This window comes from Nostoc sp. UHCC 0302, from assembly GCF_038096175.1.
Lineage (GTDB): Bacteria > Cyanobacteriota > Cyanobacteriia > Cyanobacteriales > Nostocaceae > UHCC-0302.
This window is the reverse complement of the sequence record NZ_CP151099.1, coordinates 2,296,179-2,321,785: the sequence shown is the minus strand read 5'-3', so window position 1 is coordinate 2,321,785 and position 25,607 is coordinate 2,296,179. Positions and strand designations below refer to the sequence as shown.

Annotated in this window: 20 protein-coding genes and 2 pseudogenes; 12 read left to right on the top strand and 10 right to left on the bottom strand. The window is 40.3% G+C overall.

Annotated elements, in window-relative coordinates:
- The first annotated feature begins 292 nt into the window (after nt 1–292).
- Nucleotides 293–490, top strand: coding sequence for a DUF2811 domain-containing protein (locus WKK05_RS09630; RefSeq protein WP_341529508.1), 198 nt, complete (start codon nt 293–295; stop codon nt 488–490).
- Nucleotides 491–1,021: 531 nt separating this feature from the next.
- Here WKK05_RS09630 and WKK05_RS09625 read toward each other — a convergent pair.
- A complete protein-coding gene (locus WKK05_RS09625; RefSeq protein WP_341531055.1) occupies nt 1,022–1,741 on the bottom strand; it encodes a response regulator transcription factor in 720 nt (239 codons plus the stop codon).
- A 686-nt stretch (nt 1,742–2,427) separates the two neighbouring features.
- Here WKK05_RS09625 and WKK05_RS09620 point away from each other — a divergent pair.
- Entirely contained in the window at nt 2,428–3,048 is a 621-nt protein-coding gene (locus WKK05_RS09620; RefSeq protein ID WP_341529507.1) for a CPP1-like family protein, read from the top strand.
- Nucleotides 3,049–3,243: 195 nt separating this feature from the next.
- On the opposite strand, the gene WKK05_RS09615 is transcribed toward WKK05_RS09620, so the two are convergent.
- Entirely contained in the window at nt 3,244–3,936 is a 693-nt protein-coding gene (locus WKK05_RS09615; RefSeq protein ID WP_341529506.1) for an HAD family hydrolase, read from the bottom strand.
- Nucleotides 3,937–4,092: 156 nt separating this feature from the next.
- On the opposite strand from WKK05_RS09615, the gene WKK05_RS09610 reads away from it, so the two are divergent.
- Nucleotides 4,093–4,497 carry an NIL domain-containing protein gene (locus WKK05_RS09610; RefSeq protein ID WP_341531054.1) on the top strand — a complete coding sequence of 135 codons (405 nt, stop codon included), beginning with the start codon at nt 4,093–4,095 and terminating at the stop codon, nt 4,495–4,497.
- Here WKK05_RS09610 and WKK05_RS09605 read toward each other — a convergent pair.
- On the bottom strand, nt 4,494–5,561 hold the full coding sequence (locus tag WKK05_RS09605; RefSeq protein ID WP_341529505.1) for a DUF3616 domain-containing protein: 1,068 nt from the start codon (nt 5,559–5,561) through the stop codon (nt 4,494–4,496). The two genes, WKK05_RS09610 and WKK05_RS09605, sit on opposite strands and share 4 nt — an antisense overlap.
- 328 nt (nt 5,562–5,889) lie before the next feature.
- Here WKK05_RS09605 and WKK05_RS09600 point away from each other — a divergent pair, with 328 nt between their 5' ends.
- The gene (locus WKK05_RS09600) at nt 5,890–6,858 is read left to right on the top strand and encodes a CHAD domain-containing protein (protein ID WP_341529504.1); all 969 of its coding nucleotides are present in this window, start codon (nt 5,890–5,892) and stop codon (nt 6,856–6,858) included.
- 207 nt (nt 6,859–7,065) lie between these two features.
- Here the strand turns inward: WKK05_RS09600 and WKK05_RS09595 are convergent.
- A protein-coding gene (locus tag WKK05_RS09595; protein WP_341525019.1) for an IS630 family transposase occupies nt 7,066–8,120 on the bottom strand; the annotation gives its coding sequence in 2 pieces (ribosomal slippage) (nt 7,066–7,725 and nt 7,728–8,120; 1,053 coding nt in all).
- A gap of 77 nt (nt 8,121–8,197) precedes the next feature.
- Nucleotides 8,198–8,581, bottom strand: a pseudogene (locus WKK05_RS09590) (cation:dicarboxylase symporter family transporter); the annotation flags it as partial.
- Between the two features lie 272 nt (nt 8,582–8,853).
- Here WKK05_RS09590 and WKK05_RS09585 point away from each other — a divergent pair.
- Nucleotides 8,854–11,484, top strand: coding sequence for a DNA polymerase III subunit alpha (locus WKK05_RS09585; protein WP_341529503.1), 2,631 nt, complete (start codon nt 8,854–8,856; stop codon nt 11,482–11,484).
- A gap of 486 nt (nt 11,485–11,970) precedes the next feature.
- Here WKK05_RS09585 and WKK05_RS09580 read toward each other — a convergent pair whose 3' ends face one another.
- Nucleotides 11,971–12,189, bottom strand: coding sequence for a P-loop NTPase (locus tag WKK05_RS09580; RefSeq protein ID WP_341529502.1), 219 nt, complete (start codon nt 12,187–12,189; stop codon nt 11,971–11,973).
- A 142-nt stretch (nt 12,190–12,331) separates the two neighbouring features.
- Here WKK05_RS09580 and WKK05_RS09575 point away from each other — a divergent pair, with 142 nt between their 5' ends.
- From WKK05_RS09575 to WKK05_RS09565, 3 genes are all read left to right on the top strand, one after another.
- Nucleotides 12,332–12,502, top strand: a complete 171-nt coding sequence (locus WKK05_RS09575; RefSeq protein ID WP_341529501.1) for a hypothetical protein — start codon at nt 12,332–12,334, stop codon at nt 12,500–12,502.
- A gap of 728 nt (nt 12,503–13,230) precedes the next feature.
- Nucleotides 13,231–13,938: a response regulator transcription factor gene (locus WKK05_RS09570; RefSeq protein ID WP_341529500.1), complete on the top strand. Its 708-nt coding sequence runs from the start codon at nt 13,231–13,233 to the stop codon at nt 13,936–13,938.
- 408 nt (nt 13,939–14,346) lie between these two features.
- Nucleotides 14,347–14,634 (top strand): hypothetical protein, encoded by a 288-nt coding sequence (locus WKK05_RS09565; RefSeq protein WP_341529499.1) that lies wholly within the window; start codon nt 14,347–14,349, stop codon nt 14,632–14,634.
- Nucleotides 14,635–14,688: 54 nt separating this feature from the next.
- On the opposite strand, the gene WKK05_RS09560 is transcribed toward WKK05_RS09565, so the two are convergent.
- On the bottom strand, nt 14,689–15,168 hold the full coding sequence (locus WKK05_RS09560) for a cupin domain-containing protein (protein WP_341529498.1): 480 nt from the start codon (nt 15,166–15,168) through the stop codon (nt 14,689–14,691).
- Nucleotides 15,169–15,755: 587 nt separating this feature from the next.
- Between WKK05_RS09560 and WKK05_RS09555 the strand changes: the two are divergent.
- A pseudogene (locus WKK05_RS09555) lies at nt 15,756–16,583 on the top strand (cation:dicarboxylase symporter family transporter); the annotation flags it as partial.
- 805 nt (nt 16,584–17,388) lie between these two features.
- On the opposite strand, the gene WKK05_RS09550 reads toward WKK05_RS09555, so the two are convergent.
- The 3 genes from WKK05_RS09550 to WKK05_RS09540 form a co-directional block, all read right to left on the bottom strand.
- Nucleotides 17,389–17,667, bottom strand: coding sequence for a hypothetical protein (locus WKK05_RS09550; protein WP_341529497.1), 279 nt, complete (start codon nt 17,665–17,667; stop codon nt 17,389–17,391).
- 306 nt (nt 17,668–17,973) lie between these two features.
- Nucleotides 17,974–19,686, bottom strand: a complete 1,713-nt coding sequence (locus WKK05_RS09545; RefSeq protein ID WP_341529496.1) for a diflavin flavoprotein — start codon at nt 19,684–19,686, stop codon at nt 17,974–17,976.
- Nucleotides 19,687–19,806: 120 nt separating this feature from the next.
- Nucleotides 19,807–21,525, bottom strand: a complete 1,719-nt coding sequence (locus tag WKK05_RS09540) for a diflavin flavoprotein (RefSeq protein ID WP_341531053.1) — start codon at nt 21,523–21,525, stop codon at nt 19,807–19,809.
- A 530-nt stretch (nt 21,526–22,055) separates the two neighbouring features.
- Between WKK05_RS09540 and speB the strand changes: the two genes are divergently transcribed.
- The 3 genes from speB to cls all read left to right on the top strand — a co-directional run bounded on the left by speB (nt 22,056) and on the right by cls (nt 25,524).
- On the top strand, nt 22,056–23,093 hold the full coding sequence (speB, locus tag WKK05_RS09535) for an agmatinase SpeB (protein ID WP_341529495.1): 1,038 nt from the start codon (nt 22,056–22,058) through the stop codon (nt 23,091–23,093).
- Between the two features lie 138 nt (nt 23,094–23,231).
- Nucleotides 23,232–24,077: an endonuclease/exonuclease/phosphatase family protein gene (locus WKK05_RS09530; RefSeq protein WP_341529494.1), complete on the top strand. Its 846-nt coding sequence runs from the start codon at nt 23,232–23,234 to the stop codon at nt 24,075–24,077.
- 1 nt (nt 24,078) lies between these two features.
- Nucleotides 24,079–25,524 carry a cardiolipin synthase gene (gene cls / locus WKK05_RS09525; RefSeq protein ID WP_341529493.1) on the top strand — a complete coding sequence of 482 codons (1,446 nt, stop codon included), beginning with the start codon at nt 24,079–24,081 and terminating at the stop codon, nt 25,522–25,524.
- The last annotated feature ends 83 nt before the right edge of the window (nt 25,525–25,607 follow it).

Here is a 25,607-nt window from a genome sequence, read left to right as displayed (position 1 = left end):
ACCCTTATGATTTGGTTAGCAATTATTTTTTATACTATCGTTTTTAACATTTCGCAGCATTGACAAACCTACCCCCTCTTGAAGCACAATGATGCGGCTTGCTTCTTTAGCCAGTTCAAATGTTGATATCAATTGTGTTAAATTTAGCACTAAAGATGTTGGCGTTGATTGTGGGGTAAGCAAAGTACTTACGGCGCTCAAGTAGGATAATCTCTACTTATTGTTTACCCCCTGGACTTCCTAGCGCAAGCAATTTGTCCCTCTCGATTGACCTCAGTAGGAGGAAAATCTCATGAATACAACGGTTAGCATCTTTACAGAAATTCCCGAAACACTCCACGAATCCCTCAAAAACTACTTAGAAACGCATCCTGATTGGGATCAAAACAGAGTATTGACCGCAGCGCTATCACTGTTTTTGCTCCAAAATGGAGATAGCGATCGCCGTGCTGCGCGAATCTATCTGGAAACCTTGTTCCACCACTCTTAAGCAGAGTTCCTGCACTAATTCACCAACAACAGCTAATTTACCAAAAATGCCGGAATGCAAGCTGATTTTCCCAAAAATCAGTTTGTAGCTTCTGGACAGAGGGGATGAAGTGTGAAGCGGTAACTTCAGTCTTCCTCTCGATACTATTAGACAAACATTGAGACCAGGTGAAAAATTGAAGCAATACGTTGTATTGGTTTACCGTAGTTACTTGTATATTTAGTAAAACTTATCAGATGCAAAAAGTTATTTTGGATTCTTACTATCTCAAGCTAAGTAATAAATGCCTAAAATAACTTTTTGGTCTGTATTTTTAAGTAGCCATCAGGAACTGCGTACATTAATAATGGGTAAAACTTTGCTGTGTTGAGTCATTGACTTTTACTCAGCAGCTAGTCTCAGCCTAGACACGTTAGGCGTGTCTAGACTAAAATACTTTCCACTCAGCATGAGATATTAGGTTATGGATTTATAAAATCCAGTACTTAACTTAGCTATTAGTCAAAAGTGAAGTTATGGAAAACTTGAAACTCAAGACTTGACTTCTAATGGCTGAGGGTGAGTAGGACATTCAAACTTATACCCTACGCCACGTACAGTTTGAATTAATGCTGGCTGACTAGCATCGGCTTCAATCTTTTTACGAATTTGACCAATATGTACATCTACAACCCTTTGGTCGCCTACATATTCATAATCCCACACCTCTTGGATTAGTTCTGCACGCCGCCAAACTCGACCTGGATGACTGGCTAAAAAATGTAACAAGTCAAATTCCAGAGCAGTTAAAGGTACAGGTTGGCTATTAAGCGTCACCTCTCGCCGTACTGGATCAATCATCAGTTTTTCAAACAACAGGCGTTTTTGTTCTGCGGTAGTAACAACTCTCTGACGCCTCAAAATAGCTGCTACTCTGACTTCTAGTTCTCCCAAACCAAAGGGCTTGGTAAGATAATCATCAGCACCTTTAGAAAAGCCGCGAATTTTGTCAGCTTCATCTGCACGGCTAGTCAACATCAGAACAAAAACACCATTACGACTTTGCATCTCTTGGCAGAGGTTAAACCCAGTTACATCTGGTAAATTCACATCTAGAATCACCAAATCAGGGTTAAATTGCTCAAATAGAGCGAGAGCTGTCTTTCCATCTTCGGCAGCCTCAACCTGATAGTTCTGCTTAATCAAAAAGCGTTGGATTAAATTGCGAACCGCAGGATCGTCGTCAACTACAAGAATCTTGGCAGGAGCCATGACCATCACTTTGCACAAAAATTCATTAGGATTAACAGGAGAATTGCGTATAGACGCAGTTTCTACTTTGGCATACATTAAGAACTTACAAGGCTAATGCGCGAGAATCCTGATTATTCAAATAATACTTTGATCAAAATCTGGATAATCAAAGCACCAAGCTTCTCTTCGCTAACCCCGCATGGAATTATAAACCTTGTAACTGTCAATTTTATGCCTAGTAGACAAATGTTCTAACTCTAGCCACAAAAATTTGCTACACCGGAACATTTGATTTTGCTGGTGAGGTGGTAATTTAAAACTTTTTAATTTTAAATCGATATGCGGATCGATACCACAAAATAATTATCAGGCTAGTTAATGAAAACTCTATCAAGGCACTGCAAGTTGCCAAATCCAAAACATAAAAGTTAACTTTTTCATAAAAATGCGTTTTTAGGTCTTCACAGTCCAAATTCTAGAGTAAAGCGAGAACTAGACAACGACATGAGGGGATACACGGAGTTATTGCAATATGTTAAAGTTACTATAGTTAAAGTTCCCAAGTCGATAAAATTAAGCCGTGCTACTATCCTGTTAGGGTAAAAAAATAGGTTGAAACGTTGGTTTCGATCAAATATAAAACCTAAGGCTGTTTTTTTAGACATAAAGACTGTCGCTGACTGAGGCTGAAGTAATAAACTCCCATGAGCGATCAAAATCCCTACGAAAAACTTGGGGTATCAGAAGAGGCTAGCTTCGATGAAATTCAGGATGCTCGTAACCGCCTATTTGAGCAGTATGGTGGCGATACGAAGCGTCTGGAAGTGATTGAGGCAGCTTACGATGCGATTTTAATGGATCGCTTGCGGATGCGCCAGGAAGGTAAAATCAAAGTACCTGAACGGATACGGTTCCCAGAGTTGCGAGTGCAATCGCTTCCTAAAGAAAGTCCAACCCCTCGTGAGCAGTCGCCTGCATGGCTGCAACTAATGCTGGATCAGCCAACACCTGCGGATGTACTCTTACCAGGAGCTTGGTATCTAGGTTTGAGTGCCATAACTGTGTTTTATCCAGCCACTGGGGATCAAGTTTTGCAATTAGCATTGGTGGTTGGGGTAGCAGCAAGTATTTACTTTCTCAACCGCAAGGAAGGCAAATTTGGTCGAGCTGTTTTGTTCACGTTAGTTAGTTTAATAATTGGTCTAATAGCTGGCGGATTAATTGCTAGCTTAGTCATACCACAAATATCATTCATCACGTCAAATCAGTTTTCTACAGTGTTGACGTTTATATTGTTGTGGTTGGTTTGTAGCTTTTTGCGTTAAAAGGATTTGGGGGTTGAGATTCTACGCTCACTTGTGAGAAGGCTTTCCCTCAAATAGGTGTCTGTGAGATTGAGATTATAAATATGTATTGCTGGTAGTGGGTAATGGGTTCACAACCAATTACCTATTACCCAAGGTTAAAAGATAATAAACGAATAACCCATTGCTTCAAACTTTGCCAGCTATGGAGCATTTTTAGATAAGGCGTTGATGCTCTAGGATTAAATCTACAGCGAAGCTCAGATCCTTAACAATTAAGTCGGGGTGGTAAAGTTCCAATTGAGTGCGATCGCGAATACCGCACTCTACAGCGATCGCCTTAACCCCGTGTTTTTTAGCCGCGGTAATGTCCGCTTCTGTATCTCCTACCATCCAGGTATCAGCAGCAGCAGGAAGTTCTTCGATTGCCCGTGCCATTAATAAGGGCTTATCGTCGATATCACGAGTTTTAACATAATCGTTACTCAAGCAATAACAACGGTTTTCGGGGAAAAATCTTTCTAAATCGTGTTTTTTGAAGGCATAATCCAGTTCTGAAACCCGGCGCATAGTCATCACCGCCAAATCGATTCCAGCCTGTTGGATTTTTAACAGCGCATCTACAGCACCAGGTGCGAGGCTGTCATACTGGAAGTAAGGTTCTGTATGTACTGTTTGCCGCCGCAACTGGGAAAATTCTTTTGCCTGTGCTTCATTTAATCCTGAATCTAAAGCAATTTGTTTTTCGGGAACGCGCGATCGCTTTAATTGCCAAAATTCCGCTTTCGGAAGTTGTCGCACTGGTTGATCTGGGTAGCGGGTTTTCTCCAAGCAGAATTGATAAACACGGTAGTACCGTTCCGAAACATCAATAATTGGGCCGTCGAAGTCGGTAATTAGTCTTAGCATCGGCGGAAAGTGTTAAATTTTATTAAAATTATCCCAGATGTGTGGCTATTTTTCGAAGGACAAACTGCAAAAGGCTGATAAACATTTGCAGGCTGTACTTTTGTGGTTCATCAAAATTTCTATCACGCTACAACAGAAAAAACCTCTGCTAAACCTATGAAAAAACGAGTCACGCTAACTTTTCCTAAACGCGCAATTCAAGTACCCGTTACCTACTTACTAGCCAAAGATTTCAACGTCGCCGCTAATATTATCCGCGCTCAAGTAGCTCCAAATCAAATTGGTAAACTGGTGGTGGAACTGGCGGGAGACATCGATCAGTTGGATGCAGCAATCGAGTGGATGCGATCGCGGCATATTAACGTTTCCCATACATTAGGCGAAATTGTTATTGATCCAGATGTGTGTGTTGACTGTGGCTTGTGTACTGGGGTTTGTCCTACCGAAGCCCTCAGCCTGAACCCAGAGACGTATAAATTAACATTCACGCGATCGCGTTGTATCGTTTGTGAACAATGTATCCCTACCTGTCCCGTACAGGCAATTTCAACTAACATCTAAACTAGCTCTAATACATCTACTATCACAGTAGTATCACCCACCAGCCTAGTTTTTGCCGGAGAATCATAAACTACCAATAGCGAAGGTACGCCAGCTACATCCTGAAAAAGCGTAATTCCCTCTGGGTGATCGTCCCGATTTCCATAGGGAACCTCTTGGAGAAACTCTGGATTGCTGAAGACGTTTTCTCGCAAATTCACACCATTTCTCCAACGATAAATTTGTACTGGCCCATCTAAATCCATCGTCGGCCCAGCCAAAATCAACAAGTCTTCGCCATCTAAACATAGATCCCGAATACCCAAACCATTCAACCAGAGAAAATGCTTTTTATATGCTTCTTTTGCTGCGCCAATCTGTCGTAATGTCAAAAGTCCAGCGCTAAAATCTTCTAATTCTATTTCCAGCACCACAGCCCAACCCCGCAGTACAGGGCCACGTAAACCTAGAAAAATGCGGTCTTGATAGATTGCTATTCCTTCAATATCAAAACCATTATCTTTTCCCGGAATTGCTGCTTTAACAAAAAATCCCAAATGGGGATCATCTGCTAAGGCCGTCATTAGCAAGTTACCCTGGTTAGTCACCTCTAGTTTAGCGGCACTCAACTGCACCTCTGAATTTTGGGGGTGTGGACAAGATGATAATAACTTGCCGTTTAATAAGGGAATTCGTCCTATGAGGTAACGGTTAGGTTCTGATTCAATTTTTGCCAGCCTTTTTAAGTTTTTTACATCAGTATTATCAGGTTTGGGTTTTTTGCGCTTGTAGCTGTGAGAACCAACAAACCACAGATAATAATCATTATAAGCAAGTCCTTCAATATCAATTTCCTCATCTTCTGGTGCAGGTAAATTAATAAATTCTGCAACCCGGAATTGTTGATGTTCTGTAAATTTATCAGTATTAGTTAAAGAGAGACGTTCAACAGTTGAGGTTTCATCTGACCCCAACCATAAATACTTCTGGTGTGTTAACAATACTGCTGATAGGTCTTCTCTATGTTCTTTAAAATTATCAGCAAAAGTCAAAAAAACTTGATTGAGCAAACGTGAATCTGACATTTTATATGATCTTTATAGATTACGAAGATGTTATTCATCTTCGTTTAATGTTTTAATTTATACAAAGAAACTAGACTTACCCAATAGCTATGTTTATATGCAATCTACAACTATAAATCTGCTGTTTAGGCTTTTGATAGGTTTGGGGTTTTGAGAAAATAGATTGTAAGCATTAATAGTTATCATAAAACATCTTAATTAAAAGAATGTTCCTAATAATACTTAGCAATCATTCCCAAAATTAAAAAAAGATATCAAAAGATATATGCAAATTTTGAACTAATGTTATCATGCAAAGACATGATTAAGTATGTGATTATTATCAGTTATGAAAGTAGCTACAAAACCCACAGTAAAAACTCTAGGGGACTGCGCTTACCAAGCGATTGAAAAGCATTTTAAGAAAACAATCAAATGGGAAAAACCAGTTAAGAAAGATGAAGATCCAGAAGCGCTTCACCAAATGCGGGTAGGAATGCGTCGCCTACGTACCGCGGTCAGTAGGTTTGATCTAGCGTTGGATTTGGCGAAACCAATTAGTGATAAGAATATCGGAAAAATTGCCCGTCGTCTTGGTAATCTCCGAGATTTGGATGTGCTAAAAGAAACTTTAGAAACTAATTACAAGCCACATTTACCCCCTAAAGAACAAGAATCTCTGCAAACAGCTTTTACTGCTTTGACTAAACAACGTGAAGATGCACTCTCGAATGTGCAAAAAACATTAAAGGATGAGCATTATAAGTCTCTAAAAGAAGCATTGGATGACTGGTTAGAGAAACCAAGTTATCAACCGCTAGCATCTGTTGCGATTCAGCAAGTTCTACCAGATTTACTTTTACCGGAAATAAGTAATTTTTTACTACATCCAGGTTGGCTAGTTGGCACTCAATTTGTAGAATCGGAAGTGACAATCCGAAGAAACTGGGAACCAGAAAAGATAGAGAAACAATTGACAACTAAAGGCGAAATTCTTCACAGTTTACGGAAACAAGCCAAACGCCTACGCTACCAGATGGAGTTATTTACTGACTTATACGGCGAGTCTTACGCAGCTTACATTACAGAAGTCAAAAATATCCAAGAAATTTTGGGTACTATGCAAGATGGTGTTGTTTTAACTGAGTGGCTCGTAGATGTCTTAAATTCAGAAATTCACACTCAACTACCTACACTTGCTAGTCTGTTATCCGAAAATCGTTACCAGTCATGGCAGCAATGGCAACCCTTACAAGAGCGGTATCTGAAAGCTGAAACCAAACATAGCTTTCATTTAACAATACTGCACCCTATTTAAATAGTAAAAGTAAAAATCTACCTTTAACTTTTGCTTTGTCTGGTGAAGAGTGCTGAGGTGATATATACTAGGTGCTAAATGTGTTAAGTACTTTTTTCTTTACCTAGACCGTAGCTTTTCGCACCCAGCATTATACTGAAGATAAATGTCTCTCCCTTACTCGCCTAAGTAGGTAGGCACCGAAATTTTCTACTATGTAACAAAATCTTAAGTTGATAATCTAGAGCTAAATTTTACACGATGTGTGTTGTGATTGTTTTTTTTTCCTCTAGCTTGAACACCATTGATGACGGCGTAAGCGAGATCTAGCTCATCATCAAATGCTTGCCCGGATAACTCATCTTTCTTGAGATGTTGCCATTCCAATTCAATTGGATTCATTTCTGAGCAATATTTCGGGAGAAAAAAGATGTACAAACCCTGACTTTCCCATTTTTTCCACAATTGTTGAACTTCTTGGCAGCGATGTATTGGCCCGTTATCTTGCACAATCACGCTGATACGTCCAGTTTCTTGGGCTTGTTTGGCTTCTTTCTCCATCATTTCTATATAAGATTTACGGTCAACACCACCGATAACTAAACCGTAAACAAAACTGATTAAAGGTTGGAGAAGCCCGATAATACTTAATCTGCGACCACGGCGTTTAGTCTGTTCTAACCGTTTTTGCTCACCTCTAAAGTAATATGTATAACTAGGTTCGCTCCACATACAGAACCCTGACTCGTCTAGGTATTTCAGGTCTATTTCACCAGTGGCAGCAGCTAATTCCAACATGTCTAGGTCTGCTTGCTTGTTTGCTCGTGCTACTGGGTCTTGTTTTCCTTTATGGCTTTTCCTTGTCCGTTTCCAATCGACCCCCTTTTTTTGAGTACCCGTCTTAATCTGTCGGCACTCATCTCAACGTTGCGTTCTGTTTTCAACTTCAAAGCTAACTGAGAACTATTGTATGTGCGTGGCTCGTTTCTGAGGCATTCTTCTAAAAATATCATGTCATCCTCAAGCCACTTTGGTTTCCCCCCTCGCCCAGGAGATTCCCAAAGCCCTTCTGTGCCCAGTTTTTGCCATTGATGCAAAACTTTTGTGACTGTTTTTTTGTGACAATCAAAGTGATCTGCTATCTTCTCTACATACCAACCATGTGCATTTAGCCTGATTATTTCCGCCCTGTCTTTGACTTTCTGTGGTACATCCTGTTTTCTCAGATTTAGTAAAGTTTGGTCTTGCTCAGGAGTCAGAAATACCCTTAAACGCGCACCCATACACCAACTACCTTGTAGATGCATTATCAGTCTTTACATATCTTAACATAGCTGACTTTTTTGGCACCTACCTACTTAGCTACATTTCCCCAAGTCCCAGGACGCAGGACGTTTGCCACTAAAAGTCCTACTAAGATAGCTACGGTAGTGTTTGTTAAAAGTAGCCCTACTAGTCGCCTCCCGGCTGTACCAGGGATGTTTGTAGTCATTAACGTATGTAGTACGGCTACCAAGATTAGCGGCGTAGCCAAGGCGCGGAGAGCCTTAAGCACTAATTCAGCCGGAATTGCTAAGTTATTAATGAAGGTGGCATTGCTGGGATTGGGATTGCCTGCACCAAGAGCTATGCCAATACTGACTGCGGCCACTAAGGCGATGAGAATTTGCAACGTGAGAGGGATACGCCCCCACCAAGGGCGGACTTTGGTTTTAGGCGAAGTAGTACTCTCGGTTTGGCTCATGCTGAATGCTGGTTTACTGATGTATTTATTAAAACTTCACTTTCGGAAGTGAAAATTTCGCAAACGAGTTAATCTAAGATCCCGTTACTTTATAAGTTAAGTGGAGATAACAAAACTGAAAATGCTTTATGGCTCGTAGTTTGCGCTGTCTTCGAAGACAGCGCCACTACAAACTTTAATTTATTCATGTCTACGTATTTATAAATCCGGCTCAAAAGGTTGTGCCGCTGGGCTGCCTTGAGAGATATTCTTGGCTTTGGTTGGAGATTCATATGTCCTTTGTCCCTTTGCACATTCATAGTGATTACAGTTTGCTCGACGGGGCCAGTCAGCTACCAGAGTTAGTGGAGCGAGCGATCGCCCTGGGGATGAAAGCGATCGCTCTTACTGATCATGGTGTCATGTATGGAGCGGTTGAACTGATCAAAATCTGCCGTAGTCAAAATATTAAGCCAATTCTTGGCAACGAAATGTATATTATTAACGGCGATATTGAGAAACAAGAACGCCGTCCTAAATATCATCAAGTTGTTTTAGCAAAAAATACTAAAGGTTACAAAAATTTAGTTAAATTAACCACAATTTCTCATCTTAAAGGTGTACAAGGTAAAGGAATTTTTTCTCGCCCTTGCATTAATAAAGATTTACTCAAAGAATATCATGAGGGTTTAATTGTCACCAGTGCTTGTCTAGGTGGAGAAGTTCCGCAAGCAATTCTTAGTGGTAGACCAGATGCAGCTCGTAAAGTTGCCCAATGGTATAAAGATGTATTTGGAGAGGATTATTATTTAGAAATTCAAGACCACGGCTCCCAAGAAGACCGGATTGTTAATGTAGAAATTGTCAAAATTGCCAGGGAGCTAGAAATTAAAATTGTTGCTACTAATGATTCACATTTTATTTCTTGTTTTGATGTTGAAGCACACGACGCTTTGCTATGCATTCAAACTGGCAAGCTAATTGCTGAAGATAAACGGATGCGTTATAGCGGCACAGAATATCTCAAATCTGGTGAAGAGATGAAGCAGCTATTTCGTGACCATTTGCCGGATGATGTAATTGAGGAAGCTGTAGCTACTACTGAAGAAGTTGCTGATAAAATTGAGCCTTACCATATCATGGGTGAGCCTCAGATTCCTACCCCCCCTATTCCCTCTGGTCATACTGCGGACACTTATGCCGAAGAAGTTGCATGGAGCGGACTTTTAGGAAGGTTAAATCGCAAATCCCGTAACGAAGTCGATTCCATCTACAAAGAAAGATTGGAATATGAACTAAAAATGATCCAGCAGATGGGTTTTTCCAAATATTTTTTAGTAGTTTGGGATTATATTAAATTTGCTAGAGATAATAATATTCCTGTAGGCCCTGGTCGAGGTTCGGCAGCTGGTTCGTTAGTTGCCTATGCGATGCGAATTACTAACATTGACCCTGTACATCATGGGCTACTATTTGAGCGCTTTTTGAACCCCGAACGGAAATCCATGCCTGATATTGATACGGATTTCTGTATTGAACAAAGAGATAAAGTTATTGAGTACGTAACTGAAAAATACGGTGCAGATAGAGTTGCCCAAATTATTACCTTTAACCGTTTAACTTCTAAAGCAGTTTTGAAAGATGTCGCCAGAGTGTTGAATATTCCTTACGGGGAAGCAGATAAAATGGCGAAATTAATTCCTGTGGTCAGAGGGAAACCAACCAAACTCAAGGTGATGATTTCTAATGAAACCCCAGAACCAGAGTTTAAAGAAAAATATGATAAAGAACCCCATGTTCGTCACTGGCTTGACATGGCGATGCGAATTGAAGGCACTAACAAAACCTTTGGTGTTCATGCAGCAGGTGTAGTAATTTCTGCCGATCCGCTTGATGAAATTGTACCGCTGCAACGGAATAATGATGGCTCTGTAATTACCCAGTATTTCATGGAAGACCTGGAATCAATGGGTTTGTTAAAAATGGACTTTTTGGGTTTACGGAACCTAACATTGATTCAAAAAACTCTTGATTTGATTGAAGAAACCAAAGGATATCGTGTTGATCCTGATGAAATTACTAGCCAGGAAAGAAAAGCTCAGAAGATATTAGCTAAAGGTGAACATAGTGTTTTACCAAAAGATGTACAAAAAGCTTATGAACTATTAGAAGCAGGTGAGTTAGAAGGGATATTTCAATTAGAATCTTCTGGAATGCGTCAGATAGTACGAGATTTGAAGCCTTCAAATATAGAAGATATTTCTTCTATTCTGGCACTTTATCGACCAGGGCCATTAGATGCAGGACTAATTCCTAAGTTTATTAACCGCAAACACGGTCGAGAAAAGATTGATTATCAACACAGCACTCTAGAACCGATACTAGATGAAACCTATGGAATTATGGTCTATCAAGAGCAAATTATGAAAATTGCTCAAGATATGGCTGGATATTCTTTAGGACAAGCTGACTTGTTACGCCGGGCGATGGGTAAAAAGAAAGTTTCTGAGATGCAAAAGCAGCGAGAAAAGTTTGTAGATGGCGCTGCAAAAAATGGCGTGAAGAAACAAGTAGCAGATGAATTATTCGAGCAGATGTTGAAGTTTGCAGAATATTGTTTAAGCTATAACACGGAAGTTTTGACGGTAGAATATGGTTTGATGCCGATTGGGAAGATTGTTGAAAAAGGCATTGAATGTAGAGTGTACAGCGTTGATAGTAATGGAAATGTTTATACACAACCTGTAGCACAATGGCATAATCGCGGGGAACAAGAAGTGTTTGAGTATTGCTTAGAAGATGGTTCAGTGATTCGGGCAACTAAAGACCATAAATTTATGACTACTGATGGGCAAATGTTGCCGATTGATGAAATCTTTGAACGGGGATTAGATTTGATGCAGGTTCACGGGTTACCCAGCTAGCCTTGGCGAATATAGTGCTTCTCGTTTTTTTCTAATACACTCTGGCCTCTTTCCAAACCTCTCTCCTACAAGGAGAGAAGCTTTAAGGTTTGCTTCCCTTTTAGAACCATAGTCTTTAAACCTTGTCGACAAAATTATTGTGGGAAACTTTTGAGGATTTTTGAATTATACCAATTCAATTACAGCGTTTTGTATCTAAATGGAGTACATTCTTTACCCCTCTTAATCCCCCCGATGTATTGGGGGGAAATTGCCAATCTAGTTCCCTCCCCTTTCCAAGGGGAGCAAGTGGCGTGAGGGTTAGGGAGGGGTATTTTTTTACTTCACTAACTTGCAATCTGCTGTAATGATTGCAACACATCCTTGGGTGAAGACGCGATTCATCGCGTCTCTACAAATGGACTATTTGTTGCATTCTTTTTTCTAATTGGTATTACCTTTAAAACGCCATCCTCTTTAAAGTAGTAGTAGCTGTGAGGTTCATTTTTAGGAATTACACCATTTACTACCTGTCCTAAGACATTGACTATTCGCCAATTCCCAGATTTTATGCTGAACTGGACAGTACAAATCAGCATCTATCAGTAAGACTTTATGCTCTGTCTGAGCCATTGTTACAGCCAAATTTGCAGCTACTGTAGACTTACCTTCTTTAGGTACATAACTGGTAACTACTAGAACTTTTAACTCTTTGTCAGCACTCATAAGCCTCAAGTTCGCCCTCAACATTCGATACGCTTCGCTAATGGGAGAAAGGGGAGTATCTCTAATAATAAGTCTTGAAGTATAAGATTCTAAATATTCATTAAAATGGGCTAACTTTTTAGATTTATTAAACTCAGGTTTAATGCCCAGTCAAGTCAATCCTAATAATTGCTTTGCTTCATCTACTGTCTTGATAGGCGGTTCGCTTTGCGACCATCGCCTAGCTCATAACGTTACTGCTGGACTGACCTTAAAATCTGTATTCCTTATCCTGCATAGCTTAGAGCTTTTCTTAGTGCCACTCGATTCTTAACCTTCGTTGTGATTTTAGACTAACGTGTCATTGTATCGTTTACTACACATTAGTTTAGATAGTTGGTTTCGCGAGTTAGTCGCGTCGTTATCTTCATGCAAAAAGCGGATATCATAGCTCAAAATTCACCCTCAATAACACGATATTGATAGTAGTTCAAATTTGTACAACCTAACATTTAAAGATAGCTAATAACTACGTTGTATATAACTAAACGTAGCTATTTCAATGTCATGCAATTATTTATTGCTGACTAGAACTTTTGCAACAAATTTTTAAAGAAAAATTCCCATGAAAGTGGGTAATATTTTAATGCTGCGCTACTATAGTAAATAGTTACTTAATTAAACTTTTTAATATTCCTCAATCATGTCCACCATTGTTAAAAAATATTTAAAATATTTTAGCTCATTAAATATTATTTAAAGTTCTGCCATTGTTATGATAAATGTAGGAGTATAGCAAAATTTACAAAATTTATATTAATTGTTATATTTTATAGCTATTTTCGTGCCATTAGTCATTCGTATGCCTATCAAATCAGAGTAATTAAAGATAAATAATAGAGCCTCAAAGTTGGAAAAGTAATTAGTAATTTTCTAGCAATGACAACATTTAAATGAAGCTTACCTCCCCAAACCATGCTTTGATAGGGTTTTAGGTTGTACTCACTTCGAGAATGATGGTACAGGGTTAAGAGTTTTCGTCATGAAGGAACGTTAACAAACTTGGAAACTAATAAAGAAAAAATATTAGTGGTAGACGATGAAGCTAACATTCGCCGTATATTAAAAACGCGCCTATCTATGATTGGCTATGATGTAGTGTTAGCTAGCGACGGAGAAGAGGCATTAGAAGCTTTTCGCTCTTGCAATCCTGATCTAGTAGTTTTAGATGTAACAATGCCAAAGTTAGATGGCTATGATGTCTGTCAAGAGTTACGTAAGGAATCAGATACACCAATTATTATGTTAACAGCTTTGGGAGATATATCAGATCGGATCACGGGGCTGGAATTTGGTGCTGATGATTATATGGTTAAACCATTCTCTCCCAGAGAGCTAGAATCTCGAATTGCAGCAATGCTACGGCGGCTAAAAAAAGCTAGTGCCAATCGGATTGCTAAACCAGGAGTAATGCATATTGGCAAGATAAAAATCGATATGAACAAGCGCCAAGTTTATAAAGATAATGAGCGCATTCGGTTGACGGGTGTAGAGTTTAGCTTGCTAGAGTCGTTAGTCAAAAACTCTGGAGAAGTTTTTTCTCGTGCTGAGATTTTGCAGCTAGTGTGGGGTTACACTTCAGAGCATCATGTAGATACACGCGTGGTAGATGTGCATATCTATCGCTTACGGAGTAAGTTGGAAGATGACCCCAACAACCCAGAATTAATTCTGACTGCAAGAGGTAATGGTTATCTTTTCCAAGGGTAGAAATAAGAATTTTAGCGACTTATTGCTTAAGTCTTCATTAATTTCCATACCTCCCAAGTCAGATTGTTAGGATATGCTTTAGTCATTCGCTCACAAGGCCTCGTAGTATCTGTAAGATTTCAGTATAAGCCTCGTGAGCTTGCTGATAACAAATTCTCACTTTTCAAATATTCTCTTAGTTCACTTCAGTAGGAACAATTTTTTGCTGTCTGAAAGCACATCAAATTAGAACAAAAAATGTTCCAAATGGTAAGCGTAATTTAAATTCTTTGCTTTTAGTTTAGAAGCAGCACTATAAAAAAGATTTCAAAAATACGGTAAATTTTATACCAAAGTTTTAAGTAACGTGAGTTCAATGAATACTGTGTTAGCCCCTTGATTTAACTGACTTTTCCCGTTAAGTCTCTTTTGCAAGCTGGCAACTTTCTCTACGAGACGCTACGCGAACACAAAGGTCATGCAATTTTAACAAAACTGACCACAGTACCTGGAGACCGACGGGTGTTTTACTTCGATGTTCACTCACAACAGGTTGTAATTACATTCTTATATTCAGCACCAGATGGAAGTATTTGGGCTAGTTATTATCCTTTGATTAAAGACCTATGGCAGCGTGGTTGCTGCCGGATTGAACATTTAAAAAAGCTTCCTGGAAACCCCAGCAGTGTTTACTGCTCTTATTCACGCGCTCAATGAGCAAAATCATGCCGCATCGTATGGAGCCGAGACACCCTACTGGCTCTGACAAAATTAGTACGGTGTGCCGTCTTTGTGGACAAATCTCCACAACCCATTCTCTAAATTGGCCATAAGGTCGTCATCAGGATAGCTGCCTTCGTCTCCCGGTGTTCTATCCCCGATTTCGAGGTAAAGAACATCCTCTGAGGTTTCGTTGAGCAGATGGTGTCCGTTACCAGTACCAGCCTTGAAGCCAGCACACATACCTGGGGAGAGTTGTGTATAACCTTCATCGGTACAAAGCGTTGGATGCCCCTCCAAGATGTACACGAACTCGTCTTGCTTGCTGTGAGCGTGACGAAGGGCTGAAATTGCCTGAGGAGCTAGGCGTGTTAGGTTTACACCAAAGTTCGTGATCCCAAACAGGTCACCAAGTGGGTGTTTCTCCCTGCCCACCATACGCGATGCAAACGGTTCAGGATAGTTTGAGGGCTTAGTTCTTGTCGGTGCATCAGATGCGTTGATGGCGATCAATTTTGCTCCTTTTGACATAAGAAACTCGTAAAACGGAATAATAAGGGCTAATACCAATTCAAAATTTTTGTAGGCTCTTATTTTGGCAAAGGTATTACTCTAATAACTTAATTTCAACGTTCTAACATTATGACACAAGCAATCTTAACAAAGAAAGATCCGTTGACCACACGCGATCGCCCTCATTAGTAGTATTATCCTAATTGCTTACTTTACGATAGATTTTCCCCGCTCTGCGAAAATTGCACGTATTTTTGTGATTACTAAAAATAAAGATGACTGAGGAGGCAATAGGCAAATGAAAAGAAGGCTCATAGCTACAAAACCCCTTATCTAACGTCAGTAAACCGAAAAGTTTTGCGATCACCAAGTCAAGCAGAAAATGGTACTTATTCTTTTTATGCTTACCTATCTCACCTTCTAAGGTTCTATTAGCTGTGTAATTTTTTTTGAAAAATTCACTTGATTAATTGGCAAATTGGCAACCCTTAGAAAATTAACTATGTTACCTTTAGCGGAATCAAGGTGTGTTTGCACTTTCAAGCTATCTGGACGGGTTGAAACCCGTCTTTATTTATCGCTTTCTCTATCTTGAAAACGGGTGTAAGCCGCTGGTTGATAATAATGTTATCCAACTAATCGTTATTGCCCTGAGCTTTGGTATCGTCCTACGGGGTATCAAATCCGAACAAATTGCCCAAGGCAAGAACGGATACCAGCCAATTGAGGATGTGATTGGAGTTTTGTTTGAGGCGGTGGTTCGCATTCTCAACTGGGTAATTGCCTTAGTACCTTTTGCAGTCTTTGGAATTGTCGCGAAAACTGTTGCCAAAGAAGGCTTTGCTCCTTTTCAATCTTTGGGTGCGTTCATTCTAGCCGTGCTGGTAGCGCTGGCATTACAAGCTTGCTACTACCTAACTAGAGTTAAATTCGGTTCTTGGGTACACCCGCTAAAATTCCTAGCTGGCGGTTCTGATGCTTTTTTAACAGCTTTCTCGACTTCTTCTTCGGCGGCTGCAATGCCTGTAACTTTTGAAGTTTTGCAAAGAAAAATCGGTTTAAGGGAATCTTCAGCTGCTTTAGGGGCATTAGTAGGGGCAAATTTCAACAATGATGGCACTGCCCTTTATGAAGCAATGTCTGCGTTATATATTTCCCAATTGATTGGGCAACATCTGAGTTTGGGACAGCAGTTAATTGTTATCTTGACGTCTATATTTGCATCGGTCGGTGCGGCAAATATTCCCAATGCTGGACTAGTAACTATGACACTAGTGTTTACTTCTGTAGGCTTGCCTACGCAGTATATTGCTTTACTGGTAACTGTAGACTGGTTTCTGGATCGCTGCCGCACTGCGATTAATGTAATGGGAGATATGACTGTCAGTACTTTACTTGATGGCAAAAAGCCACGTTCTCTTGATGAAGCTTAATTTATCAGCTTTTAAACAGTGCAGCAGTTTTGCAGGTATCTAATGCCGTTAAGGCCCCTTCTTGGCGTTACATTCTTTAGCCCAGCAGCGTTTTAGAAGTTGAATTCGCCACATTGATGCAAAATTCCGGGGATTTAACATCAATTTAGCCTCGCGACTAAACAAAGGCTGGTTGAGATATTGCCAAAGAGGAAATTTAATTTTGGTGTGATTGGGAGCCATAAGAAGAACAAAATACTATAAAAACGTTGTGGCAGTATTTGGCAGTTGTTGTGAAAACTGCTACATACTGTTTTTCTAGTTAAAGATTACACTTCGTTTTTATAATTGTCCCTGTAGGAATTGCGGAAAATTAGTCAAGCATACACTAGCTATTCTGAATAGATTTAAGTAAAGAAACCCTTGCGCTAATTGCTTTGATGAGGGAAGCCTCACAAAACATTTCTCTAGGCTAGGTGCTTCTCTTTTTTCATTATGCGATTGGCTTCAATGCCTTTTGGGCGATCGCTTTAACTGAAAAGCTGATTTATTATCTCAACTATCTTAATTTGTCAGCAGAGTTCAGTGATTGATATTAAGCCCTATTCTTTAAAACTTTCAATGACAACTTCGTGTTGCCTGCTTTTCATGAAACCTGCTTTAAAAGTGTACTCTTATACCAATTCAATTAATGATTGCAACACATCCTTGGGTGAAGACGCGATTCATCGCGTCTCTACAGATGGACTATTTGTCATATTATTTTTTAAAATTGGTATTATCTTTCAATAATATAAATTTAAAACTTTCAGATACACAAATACCCTCAAAAGCTTCGATATTGCTTCTTAGGAGCAAGAAAGTGAAGTTCTGGTATTACTATATTTGCCATGAAATACTCAATGGTTTGCTGCTTAACCAAACCATGCATTACTAGAATCTCTCCCAACAGCTTACCACTCAATTTTTGTGCTTTGAGTACTGTATTTACTTCATCTGGGGTAATCACTTCAGCATCAACTAAATACCTCCCAAGCCGTTTAAGCTGAAAACCTTTCGCGTCTATTTCGTTAATCAATGGTATCTCCTTATTTTCACTAGTCATATTGCAATAGATAGATAACCATGCTTGATAATTAATTATAGTATTTACTGTTAATCTCTAATTTTAATTATCTCATAACCTTTGCTTAACTATGTTTTGTAAGGGTTAGGTCTCAAACTCCAAAAATGTAAAATTATGGTAAAAAAAGTATGAATTTATTATGCAGACTGATTTGCGAACAAAAAAATAAATCCACCTACACATGAAAGTGAAAGGTGGATTTATCGGATATATGAATATCTAGCGCGGTTGTATCACAAGTAGAAACGTTGCATTGCAACGTTTCTACACGCGTGAAATGTATAGTTAGTAATGAGTGCCAGTTTTACGATGGTTGATGGCAGTAACAGCATCAGGCTTGAGTAATTTGCCGTCGTCAACAGTTGCATACACAACCCAGTGGTCGCCGCATTCCATGCGTTGATTAACTGAGCATTCCAGATAGGCTAGAGCATCATTGAGGACAGTACAGCCGTTATCTGCAACTCCTGTTTTAAAGTTGGCAAATCGGTCTTCTCCTGGCGCAAAAGATTTACGAAAATGCTTCGTGTAATCTTGATGATTGCCTTCAGGCAGAATATTTAGGGCAAATTTACCACCTGGATACATCAGGGATTCGATCGCTCGTTCTTTAGCGATCGCAATTGTAAGCCCTGGTGGGTTAAAGGTAGCTTGAGAAACCCAAGCACCTAACATCCCAGTAGACACTTCTCCTTGCTTGGCTGTAATCACGCAAACCGAACCAATAATCCGACCGACAGCTTGTTCTACCGGGGTAGCTGATTGTTGCGGGACACGCACCTTTTTCGCCTTTTTCAGGGCTTGGGCAAAGTCTGTGCCGACTTCTTCACAGAACTTGAGGGTAACATCGTCGGGTTTAAACTTCACCTTTAGGGTTTCAAAGCCAAGGCGATATCCAGCATCCCGGAGTTTACCTTCAATTAAGTCAAATGCTTCGCCACTCCAGCCATAGGAACCAAACACCCCAGCGAGTTTGCTATTGTCACCGCTCGATAGCACAATACCCAAAGCGGTATGAATAGGAGTAGGTGCATGACCACCAATAGTAGGAGAGCCGATAATAAAACCATCAGACTCAGCTAGGCTGGTAGTAATTTCCTCGGGGGTGGCAAATTCGCAGTTAATAGATTTTACAGCGACTCCACCTTTAGTCAGTCCTAAAGCGATCGCTTGTGCTAGAGTCGCCGTATTTCCATAAGCTGAGGCATAAAGTAGAGCCACAGATATTTCGCGATCGTTTTGAGAACGGCTCCATTCTGCATAAGCTTTGGTAAGTTCAATTAAACCGCTGCGTACCAAAGGCCCATGACCTACAGCATACATTCTCACCTGCAAATCTGATATTTTCTCCAAAGCTGCTTCCACATGAGGAGCTTGAGGAGCCATTAAGCAGTTGTAGTAATAGCGGCGGTCTTCTTTGTATGTTTCCCAGTTATCATCAAAGGCTTCATCACCACAGATATGAGTTCCAAACAACTTATCTGTGTAGAGAATTTGGGTTTGCTGATCGTAGGTACAAAGTCCTTCCGGCCAACGTGGGCTGGGAATAGGGAAGAACTTTAAAACATGACCCTTACCTAAATCCAGAGTTTCTTTCCCCCGCATTACCAAGACTTTCAAATCGTGGTCAAGGAAAGCAGCCCGCAAATTTCCCGCGGCGGGAAGAGAACAAACAAAGGTTACTTGTGGTGCAAGTTCTAGAATTGCCTTGAGGGTTGCAACTCGGTTGGGATTAAAATGACCCATTATTACATAATCCAACCGTCGCAAATCTAGAGTCTGCCGTAATGTTTCCAGATAAATTTCGGTAAAACTTTCTGCGGGTGGGTCGATAAGTGCAGTTTTATCGGCTTCTATTAAATAGCAATTGGAGGTAGTACCTCTTTCAAGTGCATATTCAATTTCAAACCGTAGACGTGACCAACTACGAGCTCTAAGAACCTTAGTATTTGTAGCAATTGGTAGAACTTGTACGTCGCGTGGTTTGGACTCAGGCATAGATTTTTGATAAAGTTGGGTACTGGAGACTGGGTATTGGGTATTGGGTACTGGGGACTGGGTACTGGGGATTGGTAAAAGCTCCTTCCCAGTCCCTAGCCCCCAGTCCCCAGTTCCTTGTTAGTAGTAATTACCTACTTTGCGATGGCGGACTGCTGTTAGCCCATCGGGTTTGGAAACACGACCGTCTTGAACGGTGCAGTATAAAATCCAGTGGTCGCTGCATTCCATGCTGCTCTGTATTTCACATTCCATGTATGCCAGGGCATCAGTTAGAATCGGAGAACCGTTTTTCGCGGTTTGAGTTTTCACTCCAGCAAATCGGTCAGCACCGGGATGCAAGCGCTTGAGAAAGTGCTTTTTGAGTTCTTGATAATTGCCTTCTTCCAAAACGTTGAGGACGAAACGATCGCCTACTTGCATTAAGGAATCAATGGCGCGGTCTTTGGCAACGGCAATTGTGAATCCTAGTGGTTGCAAACTCGCTTGTGTTACCCAGGATGCCAGCATTGCACTTGAGGCATTATCTTTTTTAGTGGTGACTATATACAGTCCACTACTAATCCGACCCAGCGCCTTTTCCATGTTGACGTCGAGGGACTTGATTTGCTTGATGTTGCGATCGCGCACCAGCAATTGTCCCAAGTCTTTACCCGCTTCTTCACACAACTGGAATGTTGATGCGGTGGGAGCTTCTTTAATCCGAATAGCTGGGAAAGCTTCTTTGATGCCAGAGTCAAGAAATTTTCTGCGGAGTGTATCAACGGGTTCATCATCCCCACCGTAACACTCGAACAGCCCAACAACTTGCTTGTTCTTGGCGACAGCTAGCAGCGAACTGATACTAGCTTGGGCGGCGGCGGCGGTAGTCGGGGGCATACCGATAATGATGCCAGCTGCTCTCCCAGCTAGTTCTTGAATTTCTTGGCTCTCAGCAGTATTAAGATCCAGTACTTCCACCCCAACGCCAGTTTTCAGGATACCTTCGGCAATTGCGTGACCAAGGCGCTCGCCATACCCGTAATCTGAGACAAAAAACAAGCCAACGGTAGTTTCTGTTTTAGCTTGTCTTTGGCTCCAATTTTCATAGCACCCAGTTAGAACATCTAAATGGTGGTATAATAAGGGGCCATGACCATTAGCAATAATATTAATCTTCCCTAGGTCGCCCATCCGCTTCATCGCATTGACCAAAGAACGAGCGTTAGGGCCCATCAAGCAGTCGTAGTAAAATCTAAAGTCAGCTTCGATCGCTTCTAAATCTTCGTCGAAAGTGCGATCGTCACAAAAGTGCATCCCAAAAGCATCACAGGTATAGAGGATTTGGGTTTTGCGGTCAAAGCTAAAGATTGTATCTGGCCAGTGCAGGTTAGGCGCACTCACGAATTCGATTTCGTGTCCTTTGCCAATATCTATGCGATCACCAGTTTTGACAACTCGCTTAGAAAAAGGATCGTGTACCAAACCTTCTAGAAACTGAAGCGCCACTTTTGACGCTAAGACAGTGGCTCTAGGAGCTAACTGGAGAACATCTTCCACCAAGCCGCTGTGGTCTGGCTCTGTGTGGCTGACAATTATGTAATCAATTGTTTTGGGATTGACAAGACCTTTTAAAGTCTCTAGATACAGGTGACGAAACTTCTGGTGAGAAGTATCAATCAAAACTGTTTGTTCGCCCCTAATTAGATATGAATTGTAGGTTGTGCCGTTTTGCAGTCCGAATTCGATATCGAAGCGATCGCGATCCCAATCAAGAGAGCGAATCGCCGTTGTGTTAGGGGCAATTTCTACAGTTTGTATAGTTAGCCGATGTTGAACGTTCTCTGCGATCGCTACCATTATTCGTCTCCGAGCGCAAATCATTAGTATTTTCTTCTCTCACCATTTTCTAGCTAAAATTTTTTTGAAGTTGTAATGAATATTAGTTTTTGCAAAATTTAACTTGTATCAATTGTTGCTATTTATTAGTAGATTTTTTAACTCAAAAAATCTACTAATTCTTATTAAGTTAATATATATACTTAATATGGAATATCGCTTTTTATTAAAAATATTTTCCAATTCCAAAATATCATATAGCATTCCTAAATTATCCGTGAACTACAAGATTCCTAATTTCTCTAATAAATTGGAAATCTAATCCGATTTTTCTAAAATACTGAATATATTTATCATCGCATCACCAGAATGTTTAGAAGCTTACATTTCTGTCGATATGTTTGCGCCCTAGTAACTAACTTCAGCACCAAGCAAAAGCGCTAATACTCCAACGACTTATGTCATCCCATCATGAGCGTAACCTGCGTTACTATAATGCAGGCAGGTGTCCACCATGTGTTCTCTACCCACGTAAATCCAGAAAGCGAGCCATGATTAATCAACTCCAAGACTACAATCCCAGCGGCATAGGTGAAATCAATGGCAACCTCTTGGGTTTGCCGTTCGATTACGAGTCTGCCAACCTGATTGTGTTCGGTGTGCCTTGGGAAGTCACCGTTTCTTATGGTGCAGGTACAGCCAACGGGCCGCAGCGGGTTCTTGATGCTTCGACGCAACTAGATTTATTCGATTTCGATAATCCTGATGGCTGGAAACGCGGAATTTTTATGGTGGAAATTCCTCAAGATATTTTAGAGAAGAATAAGTATTATCGCGCCTTGGCTGCACAAATTATTGAACGACTAGTGCAAGGTAAACTACTGACAGAAACACCAGATTTAACACCTGTTTTGACAGAAATAAATCAGGCTTGTCAACAGGTGAATCAATGGCTGTTTACACAATCTCAGGCAGCAATTAACAATGGTAAACGAGTTGCAGTTATTGGTGGCGACCACAGTTCACCCTTGGGTTATTTTCAAGCATTAGCAGCTAAATATTCTAACTTCGGCATTTTGCATATTGATGCACACGCAGATTTACGTGATGCTTACGAAGGGTTTGAGTTTTCTCATGCGTCCATCATGTTTAATGCGATGAAACTACCGCAAATTTCCAAGTTAGTGCAGGTAGGCTTGCGCGATATTTCTCATGATGAAGTGGAAATGATAAACGAATCTAATAATCGCATTATTGCTTATTATGACCCAGCAATTAAGCAAAAGCTCTATTCTGGAACTACCTGGATTGATGTATGCCGAGAAATTATTAGTCATTTACCTGAATACGTTTACATTAGCTTTGATGTAGATGGACTTGATCCAAAACTCTGTTCGAGTACAGGTACTCCTGTACCAGGCGGACTGGAATTAGAGCAAACTTTTTGTCTGTTTCGCGAATTAGTAAATAGCGGTAGAAAAATTATTGGTTTTGATCTTTGTGAGGTCGGTGATGCTGAGTGGGATGGTAATGTAGGTGCGCGGATTGTTTACAAGTTAGCGAATTTGATGGATTTATCGCAGCAGTAAGAATGCTCAATTTAAAAGCATGATTTTCAAATCAAGTTGATTAAACATAAAGACACAAAGTAGAATTTGCCCCCAGCTAAATTATCTTTGTCCTACCCATAGAGTTAAAGATAGATAAAGTTAAGTTAACTGTTAGTAATGCTTGATTTAAAAGAACACGTAGATTGTTTCGCCAGAAAATTTCTTCCATTCTACCGATTCATTCCTTCAGAAAAATTCACTATTGATAGAAGCCATTTGGTTCAAACAGAGTTAAATTGTAACTCAATTAAAGTTCTTAGCTGGAATATTGCTAAAAACAATAATGATAAAGTTTGGATAAGAGATTTTTTAAATATTCTGGATAAATACCAACCAGACCTGATATTTTTGCAAGAGTTTCGCCTAAGTGTAGAGGCGGAAAATATTGTAGAATTGATAGATATGAGTTGGAATTTTGCACCTAACTTTATTGATACTCATCATCAAACTTATTCAGGAATTTTAACAGCAGCTAAAATCAGCCCGCTCAGCAAAAGGGCTGTAATTACAAAACATTATGAACCTATTATTAACACTCCTAAAGTTTCTCTGATTACTGAATATCCCTTGTTAAATCAGAGAGAAACTTTTTTAGCTATCAATAGTCATCTGATAAATTTTGTAGATTTAGACAAATTCAAAACACAGCTGCATGAGTTAGAGTTGGTGCTGTCTGTGCATCGTGGGCCTTTAATATTTGCGGGAGACTTCAATACCTGGAATCGAGAAAGGGCAGTTCTCTTAGATAAAATGGCAACTCGCCTGGGATTAATGCCAGCGACTTTTGCGCCTCATGAAAGCAAGAAAATCAAACGCTTTCTATTGTCACCCCCCCTAGACTATATCTTTTACAGAGGAGTTAGTGAAAAACAAGTCAGTGCTAAAGTGCTAGACCAAATTTCTTCATCCGATCACAAACCATTACTGGCAGAATTTTCTTATGTAGATAGGAAAAAAAATTAAAATGCTTGTAGATGGTGGTGTGGTAGCTCTTTATTATAGTGCAGCTACAGTTTTTGTTCATACCTTGGGAATTGTCAACGCTGCCCATGCGGTGATGAACGTCCGATCTTCCCAAGGTGCGATCGCTTGGAGTATTTCTTTAGTCACTTTTCCTTGGCTAGCGATTCCGTTGTATTGGATTCTAGGCAGGACTAAATTTCATGGATATGCTGAAGCTTTGCGCTCAGTCTACGCACAACACCATCAGCTGGTTCGCCAAACCTACAGTGACCTGATTCAATTTAAGGCGGTACTACCAGAGAAGTTAGCACAGTTGCAACCGCTGGCAGAAGCTTTTACAGGAATTCCTTTCACATCAGGTAATGCTGCCGAATTACTGATTAATGGTCAGCAAACCTATGCGGCGATGTTAAAAGCGATCGCATCGGCAACAAATTATATTTTGTTGCAATCCTACATCGTTATTGATGACCAAGCAGGTAACGAGTTCAAAGATGCTTTGATTACCAAAGTCAAGCAAGGCATAAGAATCTACTTTCTCTACGATGAAATTGGTTCTAATAAACTGTCTCGCTCCTATATCAACTCTCTACAAGAAAATGGAATTGAGGTAAGTGCATTTCATACCACCAAAGGCGAAGGTAATCGTTTCCAGATCAATTTCCGCAACCATCGTAAGATTCTGGTGGTGGATGGCGAAATAGCATTTTTGGGTGGTTTGAATATTGGTGACGAATATTTGGGAAAAAATCAACGCCTAAGTCCGTGGCGCGATACCCACATGATGTTGCAAGGCCCAACAGTACAAACCCTGCAAAATTCCTTTCTTCGAGATTGGTACTGGGCAACTCGAACAGTTCCTGAAGTTAACTGGCAAGTAAAAGTTAATCGAGAACTTAATCAAACCGCATTAGTTCTGCCTACAGGCCCCGCAGATCAACTCCCAGCCTGCCAACTTTTTTTCGTCAATGCTATCAATCAAGCCAAGAATCGCCTCTGGATTGCCACTCCTTATTTTGTACCAGATGATTCAACCTTGTCAGCCTTAAAACTGGCAGCAATGCGCGGTGTAGATGTGCGAATTATTTTACCGAACCGACCCGACCATCTTTTTGTGTATCTATGTTCTTTCTCTTATTATTCTGAAATGGAAGCGATCGGGATCAAGCTATATCGCTACAAAAATGGCTTTATGCACCAGAAAATCATGCTCATCGATGAAGATATGGCAGGTGTAGGAACTGTCAACCTAGATAATCGCTCATTCTTGCTCAACTTTGAAGTTATGGGCTTTGTTGCCGAAGCTCGCTTTGTTGAAAGCGTGGAGAAAATGCTACGAAATGACTTGTCTGCCTCTGTTTCTGTTAGTCTATCGGAATACGATAGGAAATCTTTTTGGTTTAAGTTAGCCGTCAGAGTATCTCGGTTACTGACACCATTACTGTAAAAATTGTTTGCGCCCAAATAAATAGTGCGCCCTTTATAAACAGGATTTATATAGCTGTCGCCAGGTGCTTTAGGACATCAACC